This window comes from Salinirubellus salinus (genome assembly GCF_025231485.1).
Taxonomy (GTDB): Archaea; Halobacteriota; Halobacteria; order Halobacteriales; family Haloarculaceae; genus Salinirubellus; species Salinirubellus salinus.
The window spans coordinates 2,742,190-2,764,941 of record NZ_CP104003.1 but is presented as its reverse complement, the minus strand read 5'-3'; the positions used below and the strand labels follow the sequence as shown (position 1 = coordinate 2,764,941).

The 22,752-nt window shown below is 68.2% G+C and carries 20 protein-coding genes; 7 read left to right on the top strand and 13 right to left on the bottom strand.

From position 1 onward, the window contains the following. Positions 1 to 100 precede the first annotated feature (100 nt). A complete protein-coding gene (locus tag N0B31_RS14660; RefSeq protein ID WP_260592371.1) occupies positions 101 to 1,492 on the top strand; it encodes an ATP-binding protein in 1,392 nt (463 codons plus the stop codon). 147 nt (positions 1,493 to 1,639) lie between these two features. On the opposite strand, the gene N0B31_RS14655 is transcribed toward N0B31_RS14660, so the two are convergent. After that, complete coding sequence (locus tag N0B31_RS14655; protein ID WP_260592370.1) at positions 1,640 to 3,772, bottom strand: alkaline phosphatase PhoX; 2,133 nt, start codon at positions 3,770 to 3,772, stop codon at positions 1,640 to 1,642. Between the two features lie 209 nt (positions 3,773 to 3,981). Then, positions 3,982 to 4,407, bottom strand: coding sequence for a hypothetical protein (locus N0B31_RS14650; protein ID WP_260592369.1), 426 nt, complete (start codon positions 4,405 to 4,407; stop codon positions 3,982 to 3,984). Positions 4,408 to 4,624: 217 nt separating this feature from the next. Between N0B31_RS14650 and N0B31_RS14645 the strand changes: the two genes are divergently transcribed. From N0B31_RS14645 to N0B31_RS14630, 4 genes are all read left to right on the top strand, one after another. After that, a complete protein-coding gene (locus tag N0B31_RS14645) occupies positions 4,625 to 5,338 on the top strand; it encodes a helix-turn-helix domain-containing protein (RefSeq protein WP_260592368.1) in 714 nt (237 codons plus the stop codon). Between the two features lie 72 nt (positions 5,339 to 5,410). Further along, entirely contained in the window at positions 5,411 to 6,739 is a 1,329-nt protein-coding gene (locus N0B31_RS14640) for a class-III pyridoxal-phosphate-dependent aminotransferase (protein ID WP_260592367.1), read from the top strand. A 110-nt stretch (positions 6,740 to 6,849) separates the two neighbouring features. Further along, on the top strand, positions 6,850 to 8,127 hold the full coding sequence (locus tag N0B31_RS14635) for a M20 family metallopeptidase (protein ID WP_260592366.1): 1,278 nt from the start codon (positions 6,850 to 6,852) through the stop codon (positions 8,125 to 8,127). After that, positions 8,117 to 9,223 carry an alanine racemase gene (locus tag N0B31_RS14630; protein ID WP_260592365.1) on the top strand — a complete coding sequence of 369 codons (1,107 nt, stop codon included), beginning with the start codon at positions 8,117 to 8,119 and terminating at the stop codon, positions 9,221 to 9,223. Before N0B31_RS14635 ends, N0B31_RS14630 begins: the two co-directional genes overlap by 11 nt. Before the next feature lie 30 nt (positions 9,224 to 9,253). On the opposite strand, the gene N0B31_RS14625 is transcribed toward N0B31_RS14630, so the two are convergent. Genes N0B31_RS14625 through N0B31_RS14610 form a run of 4 tightly spaced genes read right to left on the bottom strand, consistent with a single transcriptional unit; the run spans position 9,254 to position 13,288 of the window. Continuing rightward, positions 9,254 to 10,111, bottom strand: a complete 858-nt coding sequence (locus N0B31_RS14625; RefSeq protein ID WP_260592364.1) for an ABC transporter permease — start codon at positions 10,109 to 10,111, stop codon at positions 9,254 to 9,256. A gap of 1 nt (position 10,112) precedes the next feature. After that, positions 10,113 to 11,024 (bottom strand): ABC transporter permease, encoded by a 912-nt coding sequence (locus N0B31_RS14620; protein ID WP_260592363.1) that lies wholly within the window; start codon positions 11,022 to 11,024, stop codon positions 10,113 to 10,115. After that, positions 11,021 to 12,115 (bottom strand): ABC transporter ATP-binding protein, encoded by a 1,095-nt coding sequence (locus tag N0B31_RS14615; RefSeq protein ID WP_260592362.1) that lies wholly within the window; start codon positions 12,113 to 12,115, stop codon positions 11,021 to 11,023. Before N0B31_RS14615 ends, N0B31_RS14620 begins: the two co-directional genes overlap by 4 nt. Positions 12,116 to 12,148: 33 nt before the next feature. Next, positions 12,149 to 13,288: an ABC transporter substrate-binding protein gene (locus tag N0B31_RS14610; protein ID WP_260592361.1), complete on the bottom strand. Its 1,140-nt coding sequence runs from the start codon at positions 13,286 to 13,288 to the stop codon at positions 12,149 to 12,151. A 364-nt stretch (positions 13,289 to 13,652) separates the two neighbouring features. Here N0B31_RS14610 and N0B31_RS14605 point away from each other — a divergent pair, with 364 nt between their 5' ends. Next, positions 13,653 to 15,044, top strand: a complete 1,392-nt coding sequence (locus tag N0B31_RS14605) for an FAD-binding oxidoreductase (protein WP_260592360.1) — start codon at positions 13,653 to 13,655, stop codon at positions 15,042 to 15,044. 92 nt (positions 15,045 to 15,136) lie between these two features. Here N0B31_RS14605 and N0B31_RS14600 read toward each other — a convergent pair whose 3' ends face one another. Genes N0B31_RS14600 through N0B31_RS14580 form a run of 5 tightly spaced genes read right to left on the bottom strand, consistent with a single transcriptional unit; the run spans position 15,137 to position 19,692 of the window. Further along, on the bottom strand, positions 15,137 to 15,841 hold the full coding sequence (locus tag N0B31_RS14600; RefSeq protein ID WP_260592359.1) for an ABC transporter ATP-binding protein: 705 nt from the start codon (positions 15,839 to 15,841) through the stop codon (positions 15,137 to 15,139). Next, on the bottom strand, positions 15,838 to 16,632 hold the full coding sequence (locus tag N0B31_RS14595; protein WP_260592358.1) for an ABC transporter ATP-binding protein: 795 nt from the start codon (positions 16,630 to 16,632) through the stop codon (positions 15,838 to 15,840). Before N0B31_RS14595 ends, N0B31_RS14600 begins: the two co-directional genes overlap by 4 nt. Next, positions 16,629 to 17,498 (bottom strand): branched-chain amino acid ABC transporter permease, encoded by an 870-nt coding sequence (locus N0B31_RS14590; protein ID WP_260592357.1) that lies wholly within the window; start codon positions 17,496 to 17,498, stop codon positions 16,629 to 16,631. The genes N0B31_RS14595 and N0B31_RS14590 overlap by 4 nt, the downstream gene beginning before the upstream one ends. After that, positions 17,498 to 18,463 (bottom strand): branched-chain amino acid ABC transporter permease, encoded by a 966-nt coding sequence (locus N0B31_RS14585; protein ID WP_260592356.1) that lies wholly within the window; start codon positions 18,461 to 18,463, stop codon positions 17,498 to 17,500. The genes N0B31_RS14590 and N0B31_RS14585 overlap by 1 nt, the downstream gene beginning before the upstream one ends. Next, the gene (locus N0B31_RS14580) at positions 18,463 to 19,692 is read right to left on the bottom strand and encodes an ABC transporter substrate-binding protein (RefSeq protein ID WP_260592355.1); all 1,230 of its coding nucleotides are present in this window, start codon (positions 19,690 to 19,692) and stop codon (positions 18,463 to 18,465) included. The genes N0B31_RS14585 and N0B31_RS14580 overlap by 1 nt, the downstream gene beginning before the upstream one ends. Positions 19,693 to 19,938: 246 nt before the next feature. Here N0B31_RS14580 and N0B31_RS14575 point away from each other — a divergent pair, with 246 nt between their 5' ends. Next, positions 19,939 to 21,183 carry a hypothetical protein gene (locus N0B31_RS14575; protein ID WP_260592354.1) on the top strand — a complete coding sequence of 415 codons (1,245 nt, stop codon included), beginning with the start codon at positions 19,939 to 19,941 and terminating at the stop codon, positions 21,181 to 21,183. Between the two features lie 21 nt (positions 21,184 to 21,204). Here the strand turns inward: N0B31_RS14575 and gdhB are convergent, their stop codons facing one another. After that, entirely contained in the window at positions 21,205 to 22,518 is a 1,314-nt protein-coding gene (gene gdhB / locus N0B31_RS14570; RefSeq protein ID WP_260592353.1) for a glutamate dehydrogenase GdhB, read from the bottom strand. Positions 22,519 to 22,520: 2 nt separating this feature from the next. Next, the gene (locus N0B31_RS14565) at positions 22,521 to 22,664 is read right to left on the bottom strand and encodes a rubrerythrin-like domain-containing protein (RefSeq protein ID WP_260592352.1); all 144 of its coding nucleotides are present in this window, start codon (positions 22,662 to 22,664) and stop codon (positions 22,521 to 22,523) included. Positions 22,665 to 22,752: the final 88 nt, after the last annotated feature.

The following is a 22,752-nucleotide window of genomic DNA, read 5'->3' as shown; positions in this document are numbered from 1 at the left end:
GGCGCACGACGCCTCGCGTCTCTAGAAACAAACTTCGAAGTTTGATACTCTGAAGTTTGATTCTCGAAAGTATCATACTTGCGGCGGCTCAGTGTCGAGCATGGCAGAGTTCGTGAACCGTGTCGAGGAACTGTCGCGGCTGGAATCGCTCTACGACTCGGAGACGGCCGAGCTGGCGATCGTCTACGGCCGACGGCGGCTCGGCAAGACGGCGCTCGTTCGAGAGTCGGTCCGAGACCGAGACGACGTCGTCCTCTATCAAGCGAGACAGAAGACGACCGCGCTCCAGCTCGAGCAGTTCGTCGAGACTGCGGCCGAGTCGTATCCTGGTGTCGAGCGAATCCGCCCCGAATGGGAGGCCGTCCTCGGCTACCTCGCAGACGAGGACGCGCTAGTCGTTCTCGACGAGTTCCCGTATCTCGTCGAGCAGGACGACAGTCTCCCCTCGGTCCTCCAGGCGATGTTCGACCACGAACTCGAGGACTCGACGGCGACGGTCGTGCTGGTCGGGTCGTCGATCAGCATGATTGAGGAGGCTGCATTGCTCGGGAACAGCCCGTTGTACGGGCGCTCCTCGTTGAAGCTGGACCTTCGACAGCTCTCCTTCGGTGCGGCACGAGCGTTCCTCCCCGACGACGCCGACGCGGTCGAGGCAGTGCTCGCGTGGGGAATCTTCGGCGGCGTCCCCTACTATCTGGAGGAACTCGACTCGTCGGCCTCGCTCGCCGGAAACGTCCAGCGTTCGGTCCTCGCTCGACACGGCTCGCTCCACGACGAACCGGACTACGTCCTGCGGATGGAACTGACCGAGCCGACGCGGTACTTCTCGATCCTCGAAGCCATCTCGAGTGGCAAGACGACCCGGAACGAGATCGCGGGGGCGACCGGCATCGACTACAACCAGCTCTCGAAGTATCTCGGTCGGCTCGAGCGACTCAGACTCTTGGACCGTCACGTCCCCGTCACGGAGCAGGCAGCGCGGTCGAAGCGCGGTCGATACCGGCTCCGTGACCACTTCTTCCGGTTCTGGTTCAACTACGTCTACGGGACGGGCGACCGGTACGACGAACTCGGGCGGGCAGGCTACGAGGAACTCGTCGAGCCGACTCTTCCGGACTTCGTCAGCAGACCGTTCGAAGACCTCTGTGGGTCGGCACTCCGGACCCTCTACCCGGACGAGACCATCGCAGACGTGGGCCAGTGGTGGTACGGTGAGCACGAGATAGACGTGGTCGGTCTGTCGACTGGCGAGACGCTCGTACTCGGCGAGTGCAAGTTCCAGCGCTCGCCACTGGGCTACGATGCGTTCAGTTCCCTCCAGCGACACGCCGAGGAACTCCGGTGGACGCCGAACGAGGGTGGCGACCGGCAGGAACGGTACGCCCTCTTCTCGCGGAGCGGATTCTCGCCATCGGTCGAGGAGGCCGCCGCCGAGCGAGGCGACCTCCGGCTGTTCACCGCCGAGGACGTCGTCGGGGCGCTCTCAGACTGACTGGAGAACAGGACGTCTCCTCCCCTGATGCTCCAGAGGGGGACGCGACAGCCGGCGCTCCGACGACACGAAGAGAAAGACGAGGTGTGGGTCTCCGGCCGGGCGCGCCCCGGTCGCCGACGCCCCTGGCGGCGTGCCGGCCCGAGCTCAGTTCTCCGGGTTCGGGTCGTAGACGTACAGACAGTCGTTCGGGTACGAGCGGTTCGACTCGTCGAAACCGTCCTCGCAGCAGAGCACCCGCCCGTCGTCCATCACGTAGACGTTGTCGATGTTCCGGAGCGCGTCGTTCGCGTCGGCCGGCCCGTCGGAGAAGTCCGGCCCGACGATGACGGGTTCGAGCGTCGAGACGTCGTAATCGTTCTCGAGTTCGGCGCGGTAGACGACGCCGCCGTCGACGCGGTCCATCTGGATGTCGCCCGTCTCGTCGGCGAGGTCGTCGTTGAACTCGGAGATACCGAAGTAGACGTAGTCACCGGGACTGGCGTCCTCCCTGCTGTCGACCCCCTCGGCCTTGTTGAACTCGATGGAGGCGCCGATCTCCTTCGCGGCCGCGCGGGTCTCGAGGAAGGGCACCTTGCGGAGCTCCTCGTCGACGCCGTCGGGCCCCTTGGCCTCCCACTGGTCGGCCCACTCGACGATCTCCTCGTTGGTGATGTAGTTCTGGTTGCCGTTCTCGACGACCTCGCGGTCGGCTTCCTCGAGGGCCGCCTGGAGTTTCTCCTGGGCGTTCTGCTTGCCCTTCGCCTTGCCCTTGTCGCTGCCTTTGCCGGGGTTGCCGTCGTTCGCGATGCTCTTCCAGCCCTGGCTCTCCGCGTGGGCTTCGAGGTAGTCAGCCTGAGTGACGTCGTCGTACTCGGCGATCCACGCCTCGCACTCCGCGTTGGAGGCACTGCCCAGCGGGATCCACTCGACCGCGAGGTCGACCTGAGCCGGTGAGGCACGGCTCCCGAACTCCTCGACGTTCGCGGCGTCGTTGGTGATCTTCGGGGCGTACAGCGTCCCGGAGATGGCCATCGGGTCGACGGTCGTCATGTCCTCGTCTGCGACGAACTTGTAGATGCCCTTCGAGTCCCCGTCAGAGCAGCCGTAGACCGTCTTGTGGTCGTTCTGGAAGTCGGGCGCCTCCCACGAGGCACGACCCATCACGTAGTGCTTGATGGCCGTCGGCGGCTCGTCGTCGCCCTGCTCGCGGAACTCGAGCTGGTAGCCGTACCGGTAGGGGTTGGGGTAGACGTCGCTGATGGGTTCCAGCGTGTTCCCGCCCGCGTCCTGGTCGACCTGTTCGGCACCGAGGTAGTACGCGAGGAACTCGACGCCGGCGAGGGCGAAGGCTCCCTGCGTGTAGACACCGTCGTTGTACTCGCCGAACCAGTCGCCGGAGCCGACGACGGTCGGGTTCGGACGGTTCCAGAACTGGGCGGCACCGGTGCGCCCCTCGCCACCGTCCTCGACGATGTCGCCGACGGTGTTCGTGTAGTTGACCCGCGGGTGGGCGTAGTTCTCCTCGGAGGAGACCATCGTGCCCCACGGCGTCTTGTCCCCGTAGCAGTTGATACGCGTGCCACCGAGGCTCCGGAGCGACTCTGTGTTCGCGAGGTTGATGGCGTTATCCGGGTCGGCCTCCCACTCGCCGTCCTCGGTACGGGTGAGCGGCAGCCGCGAGACGTTCCCGGGGCTGTTCTCCCAGTTGGTGTAGAGGAAGCCGTCGTACGCGGAGTCATCGCCGGCCTCCACGACCTGGTTGCAGTCGGGGTTGGTCGCGGCCGCCCCGTACTGCGTCCCCTCGAAGTTGTCGAGCGTGATGTCCGTGCCGTCGGGCGTCTGGGTCACGCCGAGTCGTTCCTCGTGTCCGTTGATCGGTTCCCGGCCCACGCCGAGGTACGTGTACTCGCCGGCACTGCTGCGGATCCGGGTCTGCTTGTCCTTGTCGTTCGGAATGCTCAGCTCCTCGAAGTCGTCGTTGTCCCCGTCGAGCTCGAACTGGAACCCGCTGAAGTAGCCGACCCCGGGGTACTTGAACGCGCCCTGGTTGTTCTCCTCGGGGTGCTGGTTGCTGAAGAGGAGCGTCCCGTCGCCGAAGACGTACGGCCCCGTCACCTCCGCACCGAACGCCGTGTTCGCGAACCGCTTGAGTTCGCCCTTCACGCTCGGTGCGCCCGGGGTGTCCGATTCCGGTATCTCGCTGTCACTCGCGCTCGCGACTCCAGTTCCGACCACGCTGGCGCCCAGCGCGGCGGCGACTGCCGAAGACATCAGGTTCCGTCGATCGAGGTCGACCATGCGAGTGGACGGGACACTCCGCCACTCAAAGCGGTTTATAATACATTTCAATACTTACACTTTCGAGCGCATATCAAGACTGCCCCGTCGATACCGCTATGGACCGCCGACCTCCTCGCTACCTCACTATAGTCCGCTCGGATACTCGGGTCGGGCAGACTCGCGAGTACGCATCACCACGAGCGTCCGGGTCGCCGGAACGCCGCCGACTACGCCAGCCCGCGGTCCGCGGCGCCCTCGCGGATCTGCTCGGCGTTCTGGCGAACCCAGTTCGTGTACTCCCGGATGCGGTGGGGTTTCACCCCGAAGAAGGAGGCAGCCCAGTGCTGGTCGATGCTCGGCTGGGTGAGGAAGTACGACGCCAGGACGGCCCGGCCGGCCCCGACGATCTCCGGCGGGACACCGCGGTCACCGGTGCCCGCCTCTTCGAAGCCGTTGGTGCAGAAGTAGACGTCGGCGTACAGCGTGGCCAGCTCCGGGTCCTCGAACTCCCGCCCACGGTGGGTGCCCGCCTCGAACCGGTACCGCGGCTCGCCACGCTCGTTCGCCGTCTCGACGATCCGTACGTCCAGCACGTACGCTTCGTATATCGATTCCTGTGCGTCCTCCGGGGAAGTCTCGTCTGTCTTGGACATGGGCTCCTCGCTCGCCACGGGCGGTCCGTGGCGACGTGTACGTCCACTCCTGTGAGCGGGGAGTAGTCGTTGTGTAATTCGGATATATACCGATAGGGGGGCCTCCGCGTCGGTCTCGATGGCTCCAGAACCGTCCCCCACCGTACTTCGCGCGCCGAACCGACCGGTACAGTCGGTCGTCGGTACAGTCTTGTCGGTACACACGATACCGTGTGTCATGGAACTGTCCGAGACTGCCGACGGGGTCGGGTCGCACCTGACGCTGCGCATCTGGCACCCGGAGTGCTGGACGCTCAAGGTCACCGAGGCCAACTCGGGTGGAATCCTCGGACACGGGGTCTACTCGGTCGGCGAGACGCTGAAAGGGCGGTTCACCGTCTACGCGGAGTCGGCGTCTGAACTGGAGACGCTCGTCGAGGCCATCGACACGTCACCGCTGACGAAGTCGGTGTCGCCGCTGGCCTCGCGCGGTGGCGTCGACACGCAGGTGCCGGGGACGGGGAACGCCTCGCGGAGCCTCATCGTCGAGTACGGCGACGACCACAGCATCAACGACGCGCTCGTCTCGAAGGGGTTCATCCCGGACAAGGCGGTCTGGATCCACGACGGCCGCGAGTACTGGACGGTCGTCGTTGAGGCGGACCGCGACGGCATCCGGAACCGACTCGATGCCGTCCGCGAGAGCATGGACGCGGAGATCGAGGTCCAGCGCATCGTCGCGGACCCCCGAGAGAGCGACGGCGTCCTGAGTCAGGGCCTGCTCTCCGAGCGACAGCGCGACGTGTTCAACCTCGCCCGTCGCCGGGGCTACTACAACTGGCCACGGGAGGTCAGCGCGACGGACCTGGCGGACGAACTCGGCGTCTCGAAGGCGACGGCGCTCGAACATCTCCGCAAGGCCGAGTCGAAACTGTTCGACGTCCTCCCGTAGGGCGGTCCCGGCCCGACACGCCCCTGACATACTAGGCGGGGGGCTGAGGGGCGACCCGTGCCAGTAATCCGCATGGACCGCGACACCGCCGTGCCGGACGCCCGGACCCTCCCGGGCGAGGCCGCCCGCGAGTGGACCGACTACCACCACCGGTTCGCCGCCCCCAGCACCTACGTCTACGAGTTCGTCTGGGACGTGACCGCCGAGGCGACCGGCCCGTTCTGTACCGACGTCGACGGGAACGTCCTGCTCGATTTCACGAGTCACGTGGCCGCCTCGCCGCTCGGCTACAACCACCCTCGACTGGTCGAGGCGCTCGCGTCACTCGGCGTGGTCACGCCGGGGAAGATCGCCGGCCAGGACTTCTACGCGAGTCTCGGTGGCGACCCCGCCGACCCGGACCTGCCGGGCCCGTCACAGCTGATGGAACGACTCGTCGAGTGGACCGACCACTACGGGATGGACACCGTCTTCCTCTCGAACTCCGGGGCCGAGGCCGTCGAGAACGCCATCAAGATCTGCTACCAGCAGGGCGGCCACCGGGCGGTCACCTTCGACGGCGCGTTCCACGGCCGGACGCTCGGCGCCCTGTCGATGAACCGCTCGAAGGCCATCCACCGGGCGGGCTACCCGGAGGTTCCGGGTGTCGTCTCGGTCCCGTACTGCACCTGTCGCGGGGCGTGTACCTGCGGGTGGCGGACCGACGGGCCCGGCGGGAACGTGCTGGCGGACGAGCTCCACCCGGACCACGGTCGCACGGCCCCCGACGAGGTCGCGTTCCTCGTCCTCGAGCCGATACAGGGCGAGGGCGGCTACCGCGTGCCGAACGAGCGGTTCGTCGCCGACGTCGCGGCCATCCGCGAGCGCCACGACATCCGCGTCATCAGCGACGAGATTCAGGCCGGCCTCGGGCGGACGGGCGAGCGCTGGGGCGTCGACCACCTCGACCTCGAACCGGACATCGTCACCGCGGCCAAGGGGCTCCGGGTCGGCGCGACCGTCTCCCGGTCGGACGTGTTCCCGAGCGACACCGGCCGCATCTCCTCGACCTGGGGGGCTGGCGACCTCTCGGCCGCGCTCGAGGGGGCCGTCACGATGGACGTCGTCGAGGACGAGGGGTTGCTGGCGAACGCCCGCGAGCGTGGCCGGCAGTTGCGCGAGGGCCTCGTCGACGCCAACCTCGAGGCCGTGACGGACGTCCGTGGCCGTGGGCTGATGCTCGGCGTCGAGTTCGACAGCCCGGAACGACAGGAGCGGGTCGTCGCGAACTGCTTCGAACGGGGGCTGCTCGTCCTCGGGTGTGGCCGACGGACCGTCCGCCTCCTCCCGCCGCTCGACGTGACCGACCGCGAGACGGCGCTCGGACTGGCCCTGTTCACGGAGGCGGCCGCAGCGGCGTGAGTCCCACCCCTCATGTTAGGGACCGTGGTTAGAACGAGAGCCTCGCTTTCCCCAGCTATGACCGGCGGACACCGACCACGAGACGGAGACGGCAGTGACCGGGTGTCACGATGAGTGCGGGGACGTCGCGTGCGGCCGCCGACACGGTCGACACCGACCGGACCGTCGACCTGCTGCGGTCGCTCGTCCGCATCGAGAGTCCGTACTTCCACGAGGCGGAGATCGTCGAGTTCGTCCACGACTGGCTCGCCGAGCGTGGCCTCGACCCCTCGTACCACCGCGTGAGCGAGCCCGACGTCACCGGCTACGAGGGCCGGAACGTCATCGCCCGACTCGAGGGGTCCGACCCAGCGGCCCCGACCCTGCTGTTGAACGGCCACGTCGACACGGTCGAACTCGTCGCGGACTGGGAGGAGGACCCGCTGTCCGGCCGCATCGAGGACGGCCGCCTCTACGGCCAGGGGGCCGCCGACATGAAGGCGGGGCTGGCAGCCGCGATGTCGGCGTTCGCCGCACTGGCCGAGGCCGACGTCGACCTCGCTGGCGACGTGGTGCTCACGGCCGTCGTCGACGAGGAGGGTCCCTACGGGCTCGGGACGGACCAGCTCATCCGCGACGGCCGCCTCGCGGACTGTGACATGGCCGTCGTCACCGAGCCCGGCCCGGCGTTCGACAGCGAGTCGGACGCCACGAACCCGCGGCTGTATCTCGGCGCCCGCGGTCGGTTCCTCTACGACATCGAGGTCCGCGGGACCGCCGCCCACGGGTCGATGCCCGAGCGGGGGGCGAACGCCGTCGTCGCGGCCAGTCGCATCGCCGCCGCCCTCGAGGAGATGGAGGTGGGGTCTCACCCGCTGCTCGGCTCCGGGTCGGTCTGTCCGCTCCGTATCGAGGGCGGCAGCCAGACGCTGTCGGTCCCGGAGTCGTGCCGACTCCTCGTCGACCGCCACGTCGTCCCCGGCGAGACGAGCGGGACCGTCCTCTCGGAGGCGGAAGCGGTCGTCGACTCGCTCGACCTGGGCGACGTCGATGTCGATGTCGGCCTCCGCGAGACGCCACACCCGGACGCACGCTACGGCCCGTACACCGTCGACGAGGACGAACCGCTGGTCGAGGGGCTGGCGGCCGCGACCGAGACCGTCACCGGCGACCGGCCCGGGGTGGGCTACTTCCCGAGCGTCGGGGACTTCAACTACCTCGGCCACCGCGAGGGGCTCCCGACGGTCATCCTCGGCCCCGACGGGGCGAACGTCCACAGCGCGGGCGAGTGGGTCGACGTCGCCGAGACCGTCGAGGTGGCGCGCATCCTCGCGGCTGGCGCGGTCGAACTCGTCGGGACCGCACAGCGGGCCGACGCTCGCCACGACGGCGGCGAGGATGCCGACTGAACGGCGCGGCCACGCGTCGTCGGTGCCGGCGCCGGTGGTCCGGCTCGACCCGAGCGCCATCCGCGAGAACGCCACGGCGGTCCGCGACCGCTTCGACGGCCGCGTGGTCGGCGTCACGAAGGCCGTCTGTGGCGACCCGGTCGTCGCCCGGGCGATGCTCGCGGGTGGACTCGACGGTCTCGCCGACTCGCGCGTCCGGAACCTCGAGCGGCTGCGCGACGCGGTCGGTCCCCACGTCGAGCGGACGCTGCTCGTCTCCCCGACGGTGGGCGACGTCGGGCGTGTCCTGCGCGCGGCCGACCGCTCGCTGGTCACCGAACGGGCGGTCGTGGAGGCGCTGTCGGCCGCCGCCCGCCGACGCGGCCTGACGCACGACGTCGTGGTGATGGTCGACACCGGCGACCGGCGCGAGGGCGTGCTCCCGGCCGACGCGCCGGCACTGGTGGCGGCGGCAGCCGACCTCGACGGGGTCCGCGTCGCCGGGGTCGGGACCAACGTCGGCTGCCTGTCCGGGGTGCTCCCGACGGCCGAGTCGATGGCGTCGTTCGTCGAGACCGTCGAGGCGTGCGAGGCCGCCGTCGGCCGTCGCCTCGACGTGGTCTCGGGTGGGAGCAGCGTCACCCTCCCGCTCGCCGAGGCCGGCGACCTCCCCGCGCGGGTGAACGAACTCCGGGTCGGGGAGGCCATCCTCCTCGGGACCGACGCCGCTCGCGACCGCCACCTCCCGTCCCTTCGGCGTGACGCGTTCACCCTCCACGCGGAGGTCGTCGAGTGCAAGCGCAAGCCAGCCACCCCGGCCGGGCCGCAGGGCCAGCCCGTCGACGGCACGCGGCCTGACCCCGAGTCGAGGGCGGAGGGGCCGCGCCGACGGGCCGTGCTCACGCTCGGGAGACAGGACACGGTGCCGGAGCAACTCGACCCGGTCCGCGACGGCGTACGGGTGGTCGGCGCGAGCAGCGACCACACCGTCTGTGACGTCACGGACGCCGGCGACGTCGCCGTCGGCGACCGGCTCGCCTTCCGCCTCGGCTACCGGGCACTGCTCCAGGCGTCGACCTCCGCGTACGTCACTCGCGTCGTCGGGGAGACGGAGTGAGCGGCCGGTCCGCCCCCTGCCCCGTCCCGTTCAGTGCTCGAACAGCCAGCGCCGCGCCCCGAGCAACAGGGCCGGGACCGCGATGGTCACGACCAGCATGACCGTCGCGAGGGCGTCGATCTTCGGGCTGATGCTCGTCCGCAGCATCGAGAAGATGACGACCGGGACCGTCGTCGTCGTCCGCTCGACCCAGAACTGGGTCGCGGTGAACTCGCCGAACGAGATGACGAAGACGATCACCATCGCCGTGACGATGGACGGCGCGATGATGGGGAAGGTGACCTCCCGGAACGTGGTGAGCCGGTCGGCCCCGAGCGTCCGGGCGGCCTCCTCGAGCGTCTCGTCGAAGAGGTAGAGCTGACTCCGGATGATGAGGAACGCGTACGGGAGCCCGAGCAGGGTGTGCATCACGATGAGCCACCAGAGCGAGCGCCCGACGCCGAGCTGGCCGAAGAAGATGGTCGCCGCCACCCCGACGATGATGGGCGGAACCAGCAGCGGCGAGAGCAGCACGATGACCAGCCCGTTCTTCAGCCGGAACCGCTTGCGGACGAACCCCATCGCCGTGAGCGTGCCGACGAGGCCGGCACAGAGCGCCGCCGCGATGCCGACCTGGAGGCTGTTGACCAGCGCTCGCAACATGAGCCCGTCGGCGAGCAGCGCCTCGTACCAGCGCAGGCTGAGCGACTGCGGCGGGAAGTTCCCGAGCCGCGACGGGTTGAACGAGTTGAGGACGATGACGAGCAACGGCAGGATCATCAGCACGTAGACCACGACGGTCGTCGCGCGGACGAGGTTCCACTTGACGTGCGAGGGGAGCGTGATACCGAAGTAGCCCCGCTCGGCGTCGACGTCCGTCTCGCCGGTGGTGGCGTGGTCGGTCGCCATCTCAGACCGCCCCCCCTGTGTCGAGTGCCTCTTCGAGGTCGACCCGCCGGGTGAACAGGTAGAGCAACAGGCCGATGACGCCGAAGTAGATGACCGACAGCGCCGCCGCGAACGGCCAGTTGAAGTCGAGGATGAACACCGTCTCGATGACCGGGGCGATCATCCGCGTGTCCGGCCCGCCGAGCAGCGTCGGCGCGAGGAACGCACCCGCACCGATGATGAACACGAACAGGACGCCCGAGACGATACCCGGGAGCGACTGCGGGAGCGTTATCTCGCGGAACGCGCGGAAGTCGGTGGCGCCCAGCGTCTTCGCGGCGTGGATCTGGTCCTCGTCGATGGTGCTCACCGAGACGTACACCGGGAGTATCATGAACGGCAGCAGGCTCACCGTCAGCCCGAGCACCATGCTGTACGTCGTGTACATGATGTCGAGCGGCGCGTCGAGCAACCCGACCCCCATCAGCAACTGGTTGAGGACGCCGTTGTTCGAGAGGATGATGATCCACGCGTAGGTGCGGATGATGAACGGCACCCAGTACTGGAGCACGACCAGGCCGAGGAGGATCCACTTCCAGTCGGTCTTCGAGCGGCCCAGGAAGTAGCCGGCGGTGTAGCCGAACGGCAGGGCCAGCGCCGTCACGACGACCCCGTAGAACAGCGACTCGAGGATGATGTTCTTGTAGACGGCCGACTCCCAGAAGCGCCGGTAGTTCTCGAGCGTGAACTCGTAGATGACGTTGCCGAAGTCGCCGGGGACGGAGAACGAGATGGCGAGGATGACCGTCATCGGCAGGAACAACAACAGGACGACCCAGCCGAGGCCGAGTCCGGGCGAGATGGCGAAGCGGACCCAGTCGTTCTCCATCACCCGGTCTTTCAGCGCGGGCAGCCGCGAGCGCTCCGCACTCACGGCGTCCCCTCCGCCGGGAGGCACGTGACGTTCTCCGGCTCGATGTGGAACCGGACCGTGTCACCGAGGTCGTGGAACCGCTCGGCGCTGTCGTCGGCGACGTGGCTCACCTGGATCGTCCGGTCGAGCTCCGGGACACGGATGAAGTAGTTGATGTCGCGACCACGGTAGTCGACGGACTCGATCTCGCCCTCGAGGACGTTCCGCTCCGGCGCGTGCCCGTTGACGAGCTTCACCTTCTCGTCGCGGAGGAACAGCGAGACCGGGTCGCCGTTCGACAGGCCGTCACGCGCGGTCACCTCGAGTTCGAGCCCCTCGCCGAGGTCGGCGACGGGGTTGGCCACACCCTCCGGGCGGGTGTAGGTGCCCTGGAGCTCCGTCGAGCGGCCGAGGAAGTCCGCGACGAACCGGGTCCGGGGCTCGCGGTAGGTGTCCTCGGGCGTGTCGTACTGCTCGAGCCGGCCGTCGTTCATCACCGCGAGCTTGTCGCCCAGCGAGAGCGCCTCGTTCTGGTTGTGCGTGACGTACAGGGTCGTCACGCCCGTCTCGGCCTGGATGCGGCGGAGTTCGCTCCGGATGCTCGTTCGGAGGTTCTTGTCGAGGTTGGACAGCGGCTCGTCCATCAGCACGAGGTCCGGGTCGAACGCGATGGCCCGGGCGACGGCGATGCGCTGTTGCTCGCCACCGCTGCACTCGCCGGGGTACTTCTCCTCGTACCCCTCGAGGTTCACCATCTCGAGCATCTCGGTGACCCGCTCGCGTTGCTCTGCCTCGGGCGCCCCGCGCATCTTCAGCCCGAAGGCGACGTTCTCGAAGACGGTCTTGTGTGGGAACAGGGCGTAGTCCTGGAACACCAGCCCGATGTTGCGCCGGTACGGCGGGAGCTCCGTGATGTCCCTCCCCTCGAGTCGTATCTCGCCGCTCGTGGGCGTCTCGAGCCCGGTGATGCTCCGGAGGATGGTCGACTTCCCGCAGCCGCTCGGCCCGACGATGGTGACGAACTGCCCCTCCTCGACCGTCAACGAGACGCCGTCGACCGCGACGAGGTCACCGAACTCCTTCCTGAGGTTATCGAGTTCTAGAAATGCCATGATGTGTGGAACGTGGTGGTCGACGCGCCCGGCTCAGTTCCCTCGGATCTCTTCCCAGCGCTGTGACCACTCGTCGTTGTGTTCGTTGATGTACGCGACGTCGGGGAACTTGAGTCCCTTCCCGCCGCGGGGGTCGTAGTCGTAGAGGTTCTCGATCTCGTCCGAGGTGACCGAGGTCGCCGGCGGCAGGCCGAGCTTCTCGGTGACCGGCTGGAGGATGTCGTCACGCAGCAGGAAGTTGATGAACTCCAGGGCGGTCTTGCGCCGCGTCTCGCTGATGTCGTTCAGGATGGCGTGGTTCTGCGTGTAGCCGTACGCCCCCTCCTCGGGGATGGTGTACCCGAGGTGGTCGTTCCCCTCCTGGACCGCGCCGTAGATGACGTTCCCCCACGCCTCGCCGACCCAGGCGTCCTCCGAGGCGAACAGCCGGGCCTGCTCGTCGCCGCTCGTCCAGTTCGTGACGACCAGGTCCTGCTGCTCGGCGACCCGGTCCCATATCTTCCCGATGTTCTCCTCGTAGGAGCCGTTCGCACCGATCTCGTTGGGGTCCATCCCCATCTCGAGGGCGGTCGTGAACACGCGGATGAAGCCGAACCCCTCCATCGCGACGTGCCCCTCGTACGAGCCGTCCCACGTGACGCTCCACGAACTCGGCGAGTCCAGCTCGTTCTTGTTGTACGCCATGCCGACCGTCCCGTACGCGTGGGGGATGCCGTGGACCTCCTGACCGGGGTCGAACACCGGGTTCTTCAGCGGGTCGAGGACGTTCGACTCGTAGTTCGGAATCTCGTCCGTACTGATGGGCGACCACAGCCCCTCCTTGGTCCCGTTGTAGAGCGTGAACGGCGGGACGCTCGTCATGTCGGCCTCGGCCTGCCCGGCCTTGATCTTCGCGTACCCGTTCTGCTGACTGCTCCGGAGGCTCACCTCCACCGAGGCACCGAACTCCTCCTCGAACGGCCCGAACGCCTCGGACTTGAGCGCCTCGAGCATACTCCCCCCCTCCATCTGGATGACCAGCGTGTCGGCGAGGTCGTTCCCCCCGCCGCCGAGGCTGTTGACACACCCCGCGAGCCCCGCAGCGCCGGCCGCCCCGGTCAACTGGAGGAAGCGCCGACGACTCGGTCGTCCCGTGCGACCGCTCGTTCCGTCACTCGTGCTATCTTGTCGCATACGTACGGGTCAGAAGAGACGGGAATAACGATAGGACCTAACATGAGAGGGGTCGGCCCCGAACGCCAGGAACGCGCGAGAACGAGCGTCTCGGAACGTCTCAACGCCGTTCGAGCCGAATCGACGGCGCCGTGCGGGGCACAGCTCCGCGTTCTCCCCCGGTGAATCGCGACGCGAGGCCACGGCGTGGATACGCCGTCCGGTCGACCGACCCCGCCGCCAGCGACCGCCGGGACTGGCGCTCCGGTGGTCCGGGCGCGCTTCGTCTCCGACGTTCGCCGACGCCGCCGCCGGCCGGTGAACTGCCGCCGAGTGGAGTGTCGATTCCGGTGGCACTAAATCGCCACACTCACCCTGTTCGTGCATGAGCCACGACACCGAGTTCCTCGACGGGTTGCTGCCGTCCGCTCGCATCTCTCGTACGCGAGCCGACCGGACCGAGCACTCGATCGACTGGGGGACCGACGAGGCCGACGCCGTGCTCCCCGATGCGGTCGTGTGGCCAGAGCGCACCGAGGAGGTCGCCTCGGTGCTCTCGGCCGCGAACGAACACGGCGTTCCGGTCACGCCGTACGCCGCCGGGACGAGTCTCGAGGGGAACGCCGTCCCCGTCGAGGAGGGCATCAGCATGGACCTCTCGCGGATGGACGACGTCCACGACATCCGCCCGGACGACCGGCAGGTCGACGTCGGGCCGGGCATCCTCGGCGACGAGGTGAACGAAGCGGTCGAGAAGCACGGCCTCTTCCTCCCGGCACTCCCGTCCTCGGGGGCCATCTCCACCATCGGCGGGATGATCGCGAACGACGCCAGCGGGATGAAGACCGTCAAGTACGGCGAGGTCGGCGACTGGGTGCTGGAACTCGAGGCCGTCCTGCCCTCCGGCGAGGTCATCACCGCGGGGAGCAAGGCCATCAAGACCTCCGCCGGCTACAACCTCAAGGAGTTGCTCATCGGCAGCGAGGGCACGCTCGCCGTCGTCACGCGCGTCACGCTCCAGCTGGCCGGGCGACCCGAACAGGTCTGGGGTGGCCGAGCGACGTTCCCCACCGTCGCCGACGCGGGGGCCGCGATCGCCGACGCCGTCCGCTCGGGCGTCGACGTCGCCAAGATCGAACTCATCGACGAGCTCAGCGTCGACATCGCGAACGAACACCTCGACACCGACCTCTCCGATTCGCCGATGGTGTTCCTCGAGTTCCACGCCAATCACGGGATCGAACAGGAGGTCGAGTTCTGCCGGACCGTGTTCGAGGGCCACGACGTCGAGGCGTTCACCGTCACCGAGAGCGACGCGGAGATGGCCGCCCTCTGGGCCGCCCGCCGCGAACTCGCCGACGCACTCGAACCGTATCGCGACGACCTCTCGCTGATGACTCCCGGCGACGTCACCGTCCCGATCAGCAAGTACCCGGACATCCTCGCGTACGTCGAGGAGCAAGCCGAGGAGCACGACCTGCTCGTCTCCTGTTTCGGACACGCGGGCGACGGGAACCTGCACTACAACATCCTCGTCGACGATAGCGACCCGGAACGGCTCGACGCCGCAGCGACGGTCTCGAAGCAGATCGTCCACCGGGCCATCGAGCTGGGGGGGACGGCGACGGGCGAACACGGTGTCGGCCTCGGGAAGCAGGAGTACCTCGAACCCGAGCACGGCACTGCCGCACTCGGGGTGATGCGTGGCATCAAGCGGTCGTTCGACCCGAACGGCATCCTGAACCCCGGGAAGGTGCTCCCCGACCCGGAGGACTGATAGCTCGGCCGGCTCGCGCAGTCGACACTCGGCGGCGTGTCACGGCGAGGAGAATCGTGCGTACCGGAGACGAGTGAGCGGGTGGCTGTCGCCTACCAGCCGAGCCGCTCGGCAGCGTCCGAGTCGCTGAACTGGTCGGTGGTCCCCCGGTCGTCTATCTCGCCCCCTTCGAGCGTGTAGATGCGGTCGGCGGCGCCGAGCGCCGCGTCGACGTTCTGCTCGACGAGTAGCACCGACGTCCCGTCCTCGTGGATCTCCTCGAGCTTGTCGAACATCCGCTCGACGATCTGCGGGGCCAGCCCTGCAGAGGGTTCGTCCACCAGCAACAGCTCGGGGTCCGGCATCAACGCCCGGGCGACTGCGAGCATCCGACTCTCCCCCCCAGAGAGACTGTCCGCACGCTGCGTCTCCCGCTCCTCGAGCCGGGGGAACAGGTCGTACACCTCCGCGAGGCGCGCTTCGAAGCCGTCGGGACTGGTGTAGCCGCCCATCCGTAGATTCTCCCAGACGGTGAGGTCGGGGAAGACGGCCTCGTCCTGCGGGATGTAGCCGATCCCGTCCTCGATGATGTCGTGACGAGGCGTCCAGGTGATGTCGTCACCGCGGTACGTGACCGTACCCTGATAGAGCGTCGTCCCCCCGACGAGGGTCCGGAGCAGGGTCGACTTCCCCGCCCCGTTGGGACCGACGATGGCGATGAACTCGCCGGGGTCGACCCGGAGGTCCGCGCCCTCGATGACGTGCATGTCGTCGTAGCCGGCCGAGACGTCGCTGACGTCGAGGAGCGGCTCGCTCATGCCGCACCTCCGCTGTCGGTGTCGGCTCCGAGGTACGCCTCGACAACGCGGTCGTTCGTCTTGATCTCCGCCGGCGTGCCGCTGGCGATGTCCGTCCCCGACTCCATGACCGTGATGCGGTCGCAGATGCTCATGATGACGTCCATGTCGTGTTCGACGATGAGGAACGTCTGATCGCGATCTCGACGCAAGCGTTCGATGTACTCGATGACGTCCTCGGTCACGTCACGCGGGAGTCCGGCCATCGGCTCGTCCAGCAGGATGAGCTCGGGGTCGGTCATCAGCGCCCGCGTGATCTCGACCAGTTTTCGCTCACCGACGCCCAGTTCGCTGGCGCGCTGATCGCGGACCGACTCGAGACCCGTGTACGCCAGCAGCTCCTCGGCGTGTTCGATGGCACGGCGTTCGTCCTCGCGATACTGCGACGGACCGAGCGAGGCCGAGAGCAACTGTTCGCCCCGGTTGCCGACGGCACCGACGAGCAGGTTCTCGAACACCGTCATCGACGGGAAGGTCCGGGCCTCCTGGAACGTCCGGGTGATGCCGGCGTCGACGACAGCGGTCGGGTCGGCGCCGGTCACGTCGCGTCCGTCGAAGCGGACGGTGCCGCCGTCGGGGTCGTGGAACCCCGCGATCGTCCGGAAGCACGTCGTCTTCCCGGCGCCGTTCGGGCCGATGAGCCCCGTGATCGAGTTCTCCTCGACGGTGAAGTCGAGCCCGTCGACGGCCTTGATGCCGCCGAAGTGCTTCGCCAGATCCGTCACCTCGAGCAGCGAACGGCTCGCACTCACGCGGTATCACCCCGAAGCCCCTCCGGTCGCCACAGGAGCATCAGCACCATGATGGCGAACGCGACAGCGGGCTTGTAGGACGCCGAGATGAAGGCGACGCTGACCTCCTGTGCGATGCCGATGGAGAGGCCGCCGAGCATCGCGCCGTAGGGGTCACCGATCCCACCGAGGATGACGGCCGCGAACATCACGAGCAGCAAGCGGAACCCCATCGACGGACGGATCGCGGTGTTCAGCCCGATGAGCACGCCCGCGACCACGGTCAACGAGATCCCGATTATCCAGGTCCACCGGATGATACCCTCGGTCTGGATGCCCGAGGAGAGTGCGAGCGACTTGTTCGACGAGGTCGCCCGCATCGAGATCCCGAGTACGGTCCGCGTGAGCAGGAGGTGGACCACCAGCATCAACACCAGCGCGACGGCGATGATGACGACCTGCAGTACCGTGATGCGGACGCCCGCGATGGTCATCGCCTGCCCACTGGGGACCGCGTAGTCTCTGAGCTCCGACCCCCAGATGATCTCGATGGTGTTCCGGAGGGCGATACTCAGCCCGACGCTGGTGATCAGGAGACCCACACCGCCCAACCCACGTTCGCGCAGGGGGTAGTAGACCGCGCGGTCGACGACGACGGCGAACCCTGCAGTGACCGGAATCGCGATCAGTAGCGAGACCGCGATGGGGAGGTCGAGTGCGACGTTCGCGACGAACGCGGTGTAGGCACCGACGGTGAGGTACTCCCCGTGAGCGAAGTTGATGAAGTTGAGGATGCCGAAGATCATCGTCAGTCCCACGGCCGCGAGGGCGATGGTGCTCCCGACGATGACCCCGTTGACGAGGTACTGCGGGTCGAACGCGACCATCACTCGTCACCCCCGCCGACTCGCTTGAGGTACTCCGCGTACGTCACGTTCCGTTCTGGGACCAGTCCCTCCGGTCGGAACCGGATGACCGCCATCACGAGGAGGCCGACCATGATGAGTCGAAGCGAGGGGATGATCTGCCCCAGCCCGTAGAGGTCGGGCAGGAAGCGTGTCGCCTCCCGGAAGCCGATGATGAGGACGGCTCCGACGATGGCGCCGGTCGGGTTCCCGCTCCCGCCGACGATGAGGGCGACCCAGGTCAGGAACGTCACGGAGGCGGCGAAGGCCGTCGGCGTCAACGCCGTCGCGTAGTGGGCCCACAGTCCGCCGGCGAGCCCGGCCATGACGGCCCCGACGACGAACGCCTGCATCCGGTACCGGTACGTGTCCTTCCCGAGCGCCTTGGCCACCTCCTCGTCCTCGCGGATGCTCCGGAGGACGCGGCCGAACGGGGTCCGCTTGAGCCGGCGTGCGTAGAGGTAGCACCCGGCGACGACGACGGCGACGACGCCGAGGTAGAACAGCCCGTAGAACTCGCCGGGGACCACCCCGGAGAGCGGGCGGTCGATGCCGTAGAGGCCACCGACACCGCCCGTGAGCCAGTTCTCGTTGATCATCACGTAGCGGATGATCTCGGCGAGGCCGATGCTGACCATCGCGAGGTAGTCCTCGCGCAACTGGAGGGTCGGAACCCCCAGCAGGATGGCGACGAGCCCCGCCGTTATCGCTGCACCGAGGAGGCCGACACCGACCGGGAGGTCGAACCCGAAGATGTACGTCGCACTCTCCCCCGGCGGGGCGATGGTCAGGAGCGCCGAGGCGTACGCGCCGACCGCGAAGAACGCGACGTGCCCGAAGTTGAGCAGGCCGGTCTCCCCCCAGTGGACGTTCAGCCCGATGGTGAGGATGGCGTAGATACCCGCCACCGTGGCCACGCTGACGACGAACGACAGCTGTTCCAGCATCAGAACGTCAGGTCTTCAGCGGCGATCTCGGCGTCGAGTGTCCAGGACCCGCCGTCGGACGTGTACTGGCCGAACGGCGAGCGGACGTTCCCCTTCGTGTCGAAGTTGACGGGCCCGCTGGCGCCTTCGTAGTCGACCGAGTTCCCGTCCTCGAGCGCACCGAGACCGTCCTCGTAGTTCGACACGGTCGACCCGTCCGGGGCCGAGACGTCGATGAGGTTCTCCGCGATCGCTCCCGGCGAGTTCTCGCCGGCTGCCGCCGCCGCAAGGGCGACGATGTTCATCGCGTCGTACGCCTCGGCCGTGAACGGCATCGGGTCCTCGTCGGTCTTGTCCCGGTACTTGTCCGCGAACGTCTGGTAGCGGTCGCCACCGGCCAGCGGGCCGATGGCGTACGACCCCTCCAGTTTCGCGCCCATCTTCGAGGCGAACTCGCCAGTCTGCATGTCGTTCGAGAGGCCCCAGACGCCGCCCAGGTCCTGTTCGTGCCACTGGTCGATGATCGTCTTCCCGGTCTGCGTCCCGCTCGTGAGCGAGACGAAGCTCGGGTCGTCGGCGAACGCCTTGTTCAGCTCCGACCGGTAGGAACTCTTCCCCGGCGAGACCGCGATCTCGGCCGTGACGGTCCCCCCGAGCGCTTCGAACCCCTCGACGACCGTCTTGCCGAACGAACGCCCACCCTGATTGTCGACGTACATGACGGCGATCTCCTCGTGACCCGTCTGGTCGGCGATGTAGGCCATCCCCTTGCCGCCGAGCGAGTCCGACGTGGAGGTACGGAAGACGTACTCGCCACCCTTCTCGTCGAGCTCGCTCGTCCCGGCCGTCGGGGAGACCTGTGGAACGCCCTCCTCCTGCGCGATGTTCATGACCGCCGGCAGGGTGAACGACGTCGGGCCGAGGATGGCGACCGAGCCATCGGAGTTGATGAGCTTGCGCTCTGCGGAGACTGCGGTCTGCTGGTTCGCCTCCGAGTCCTCGGTCACCAGTTCGACCTCCTTGCCGTTGATACCGCCCGCGGCGTTGATCTCGTCGATGGCGATCTCGACGGCGTGCTCCGAGGATTCGCCGACCCAGGCGACCTCTCCCGTGAACGGCTGGAGCATCCCGACGGTCACCGTGTCCGAGCCACCGGCACCCGAACAGCCGGCCAGTGCGGCACCGAGGCCGGTGACTGCAGTCGTCTTCAGGAAGGTACGTCTGTCAACACTCCCGGAGTGTCGTGGCATTACACGCCTCTCTTTACTGGTTATTTAAAACAACGGCGATGACAGTCTCGATACCATGATTTTCACCAAACGCAACCTATTTTAACCGGTTCACACCGACCATCCGCCCAACTACGGACGGCCTGTCGACTGCTCGCTGGCGTGGAGACGTCCCTCGATGCTGGCTCCCCTCCGCTCGACCGGCTCTGACCCGTCCCGGCTCTCGCACACCACCACGTACTTCCCGCCCGCCCGTGACCGAGCTCCATGGCAGGCGCGGCCGTCGACCTCGCCGAACCGCAGGTGCTCGCCCACGCCAAGCGCCGGCTCTTCCCGGACGCCGACGAGTCGGACACGTACGCGGTCTGTGATACGCAGTTCGCGACCGAGGAGTGGCTCCCCGGTCGGCGTGTCGCGGCCGAGGTTCGCGAGACGCTCGCGCCGTTCAACCACGTCCGACTGGGCGGTGGCTACCCCGACCTCGTGGGCGTCCGGGCGCTGGAGTCGGAGTGGCTGGCGGTCGAGCGCTTCGGCGACGACCCACCGCTCGTCGCCATCGAGGCGAAGGGCTACACCGAGACCGGGGGTGTCGACACCGAGCGCGGCATCGTGCAGGCGTACGACCGGCTCGTCGAGGCGAACGCGGCGTACCTCGCGGCGCCCGCGCCGGCGGTCTCGGAGACCGACCGGACGCTCGCCCGCGAACTGAACGTGGGTGTCCTCACGGTGGAGACGGACGGCCACGTCGAGGCGCTGGAGGTCCCGCGTGTCGTCGGCAACCGGACGAGCGACGAGGCGACGGCCATCCGCTTCCAGGCGACCGCACAGGGCGTCGCGGACCGGTCGTTCGGGCTGAACCACCCGAAGAACTACCTCGGCTACGCGCTCGCGCTGGCCCACGACGGCGAGACCGAGCGGGTCCTCGCCGACCGCGTCGTCGCGGCGACGGCTGACGCTCGCCGTGGAGCCGCGTTCCTCGACCTCGTCTCCGAGACGCCGAGCGGCGTCGAACTCACGTCGCTCGGCGAGGAGGTCGTCCGGTTCGCGCTCGACCGTTACGGCTCGGTCGACGCGGCCCTCGACGCGTTCGGCGACTGGAAGCGCTCGCGAACGCGGTTCACCGAGGTCGCACCGGCGTGGGGCCTGCTCACCCGGCGGGTCGTCTGGGCGTACCCCGCGACCGAACTCCTCGTCACGGAGCTCCAGACGATGCACGAGGACGGCATCACGGCCCCGTCGCTCGTCGACCTCGTCGAGTGGCTCCACGTCCAGCACCCGACGTTCACCGTCGAGCTGTTTCTCCGGGGGACCGACGACGCCCGGACACGGGTCCTCGACGCCGACGGGGGACTCGACGCCGCGGCGCTCCGCGACGGGTCGGTGTACCACGCGCCGACCGTGTTCCAGCTGAAGGCGATGCTGTACCACGCCGGCGTGCTGACCGAACGCGGGGCCGAGCCACACCGGCTCGACCCCGAGACGGACGTCTGGGCGCTCCGACACCCGGTCTGAGTGTAGTTGGGGCCGCCGCTCTCAGGGCCAGAGCCCACGCGCCTCGTGGGCCTCGGCGACCCTCGATAGCGCGACGATGTAGGTCGCCTCCCGCCAGGTGACGTCCCGCGCCTCGACCTCCTCGCGGACCACGTCCCACGCGGTGAGCATCTCCTGTTCGAGCTCCTCGTGGACCCGCTCGAGCGACCACGCACGGCGGTTGATGTCCTGCAGCCACTCGAAGTACGAGACGGTGACACCGCCGGCGTTCGCGAGGATGTCGGGGATGACCGCCACGTCACGCTCGGCGAGGACGCGGTCGGCCGCGGTGGTCGTCGGGCCGTTCGCCCCCTCGACGACGATGTCGGCCGCGACCCGGTCGGCGTTCGCCTCGGTCAGCACGTTCCCGACGGCCGCGGGGATCAGCACGTCAACGTCGAGTTCGAGGAGGTCGGCGTTCGAGACGGTACCGGGCGCGTCGTGGCCGAGGACGCCCTCAGGCTCCTCGTCGTGGGTCGGGATGGCGTGCGTGTCGAGCCCGTCCGGGTCGTAGACGCCGCCGTTCACGTCGCTGACGGCGACGACGGTGGCACCCCACTCGTCGAGGAGTCGGGCGGCGTTGGCGCCGACGGAGCCGTACCCCTGGACGGCGACGGTGGTCTCGGCGAGGGCACGACCGTAGTACGCGACGACCTCGCGGGCGACGATGGCGACGCTCCGGCCCGGTGCGGCGTCGCGGCCCTCGCTCCCGCCGATGACCGGCGGTTTCCCGGTGACGACGCCGGGGACCGTCTCGCCCTCCTGCATCGAGTAGGCGTCCATCAGCCACGCCATCGTCTGCGGGTCCGTGCCCATGTCGGGCGCGGGGATGTCGACGGTCGGGCCGATGACGTCGCGGATCTCCTCGGCGAAGCGGCGCGTGAGCCGCTCTGTCTCGGCCTCGCTCAGGTCCTTCGGGTCGACGGCGACGCCGCCTTTGGCCCCGCCGAACGGGAGGTCCATCACCGCACACTTCCAGGTCATCCACATCCCGAGGCCGACACACTCGTCGCGGGTCACCTCGGGGTGGTAGCGCAGGCCGCCCTTGTACGGCCCGCGGACGCTGTCGTGCTGGGCGCGGTAGCCCGTGAACACCTCGACGCTGCCGTCGTCGCGCTCGATGGGGACGGTGACCTCGTGGACGCGCTTGGGGTGGTTCAGCCGCTCGACGACGTTCGGGTCGATGTCGAGGTGGTCGGCGGCCCGCCGGAGCTGTCGGCGGGCGGTCTGGAGGGCCGATTCGGACGCCGCGTCCGACTCCTCGGTGTCGTCGCGCGTCGTCGTCTCGTCGTGGTGGGAACCGGTGCTGGAGGCCATCGTCACTCGATGGGGGTCCGTCGGTTGCGTATCTCGCCGCCGCAGTCGGGACACCGACCGGGCGGTGTCTCCGCGACGATGATCTGTCCACACTGGAAACACTCGTAGGGTGTCTCGCCGTCCGGGTCGGCTGTCACGTCTATCATGATGCGTTCGGTGCCGCCGGCGACCGGCCGGCGACGGTGGAAGGTGTAATAATTGTATAAGGGAATATCCTGCAGTTGAGCACTCAAC

Excerpts from the sequence above, each read along its gene's own strand:
- N0B31_RS14660 (WP_260592371.1), top strand. The coding sequence starts at position 101 with ATGGCAGAGTTCGTGAACCGTGTCGAGGAACTGTCGCGGCTGGAATCG.
- N0B31_RS14655 (WP_260592370.1), bottom strand. The coding sequence starts at position 3,772 with ATGGTCGACCTCGATCGACGGAACCTGATGTCTTCGGCAGTCGCCGCC.
- N0B31_RS14650 (WP_260592369.1), bottom strand. The coding sequence starts at position 4,407 with ATGTCCAAGACAGACGAGACTTCCCCGGAGGACGCACAGGAATCGATA.
- N0B31_RS14645 (WP_260592368.1), top strand. The coding sequence starts at position 4,625 with ATGGAACTGTCCGAGACTGCCGACGGGGTCGGGTCGCACCTGACGCTG.
- N0B31_RS14640 (WP_260592367.1), top strand. The coding sequence starts at position 5,411 with ATGGACCGCGACACCGCCGTGCCGGACGCCCGGACCCTCCCGGGCGAG.
- N0B31_RS14635 (WP_260592366.1), top strand. The coding sequence starts at position 6,850 with ATGAGTGCGGGGACGTCGCGTGCGGCCGCCGACACGGTCGACACCGAC.
- N0B31_RS14630 (WP_260592365.1), top strand. The coding sequence starts at position 8,117 with ATGCCGACTGAACGGCGCGGCCACGCGTCGTCGGTGCCGGCGCCGGTG.
- N0B31_RS14625 (WP_260592364.1), bottom strand. The coding sequence starts at position 10,111 with ATGGCGACCGACCACGCCACCACCGGCGAGACGGACGTCGACGCCGAG.
- N0B31_RS14615 (WP_260592362.1), bottom strand. The coding sequence starts at position 12,115 with ATGGCATTTCTAGAACTCGATAACCTCAGGAAGGAGTTCGGTGACCTC.
- N0B31_RS14610 (WP_260592361.1), bottom strand. The coding sequence starts at position 13,288 with ATGCGACAAGATAGCACGAGTGACGGAACGAGCGGTCGCACGGGACGA.
- N0B31_RS14605 (WP_260592360.1), top strand. The coding sequence starts at position 13,653 with ATGAGCCACGACACCGAGTTCCTCGACGGGTTGCTGCCGTCCGCTCGC.
- N0B31_RS14600 (WP_260592359.1), bottom strand. The coding sequence starts at position 15,841 with ATGAGCGAGCCGCTCCTCGACGTCAGCGACGTCTCGGCCGGCTACGAC.
- N0B31_RS14590 (WP_260592357.1), bottom strand. The coding sequence starts at position 17,498 with ATGGTCGCGTTCGACCCGCAGTACCTCGTCAACGGGGTCATCGTCGGG.
- N0B31_RS14585 (WP_260592356.1), bottom strand. The coding sequence starts at position 18,463 with ATGCTGGAACAGCTGTCGTTCGTCGTCAGCGTGGCCACGGTGGCGGGT.
- N0B31_RS14580 (WP_260592355.1), bottom strand. The coding sequence starts at position 19,692 with ATGCCACGACACTCCGGGAGTGTTGACAGACGTACCTTCCTGAAGACG.
- N0B31_RS14575 (WP_260592354.1), top strand. The coding sequence starts at position 19,939 with ATGGCAGGCGCGGCCGTCGACCTCGCCGAACCGCAGGTGCTCGCCCAC.
- gdhB (WP_260592353.1), bottom strand. The coding sequence starts at position 22,518 with ATGGCCTCCAGCACCGGTTCCCACCACGACGAGACGACGACGCGCGAC.
- N0B31_RS14565 (WP_260592352.1), bottom strand. The coding sequence starts at position 22,664 with ATGATAGACGTGACAGCCGACCCGGACGGCGAGACACCCTACGAGTGT.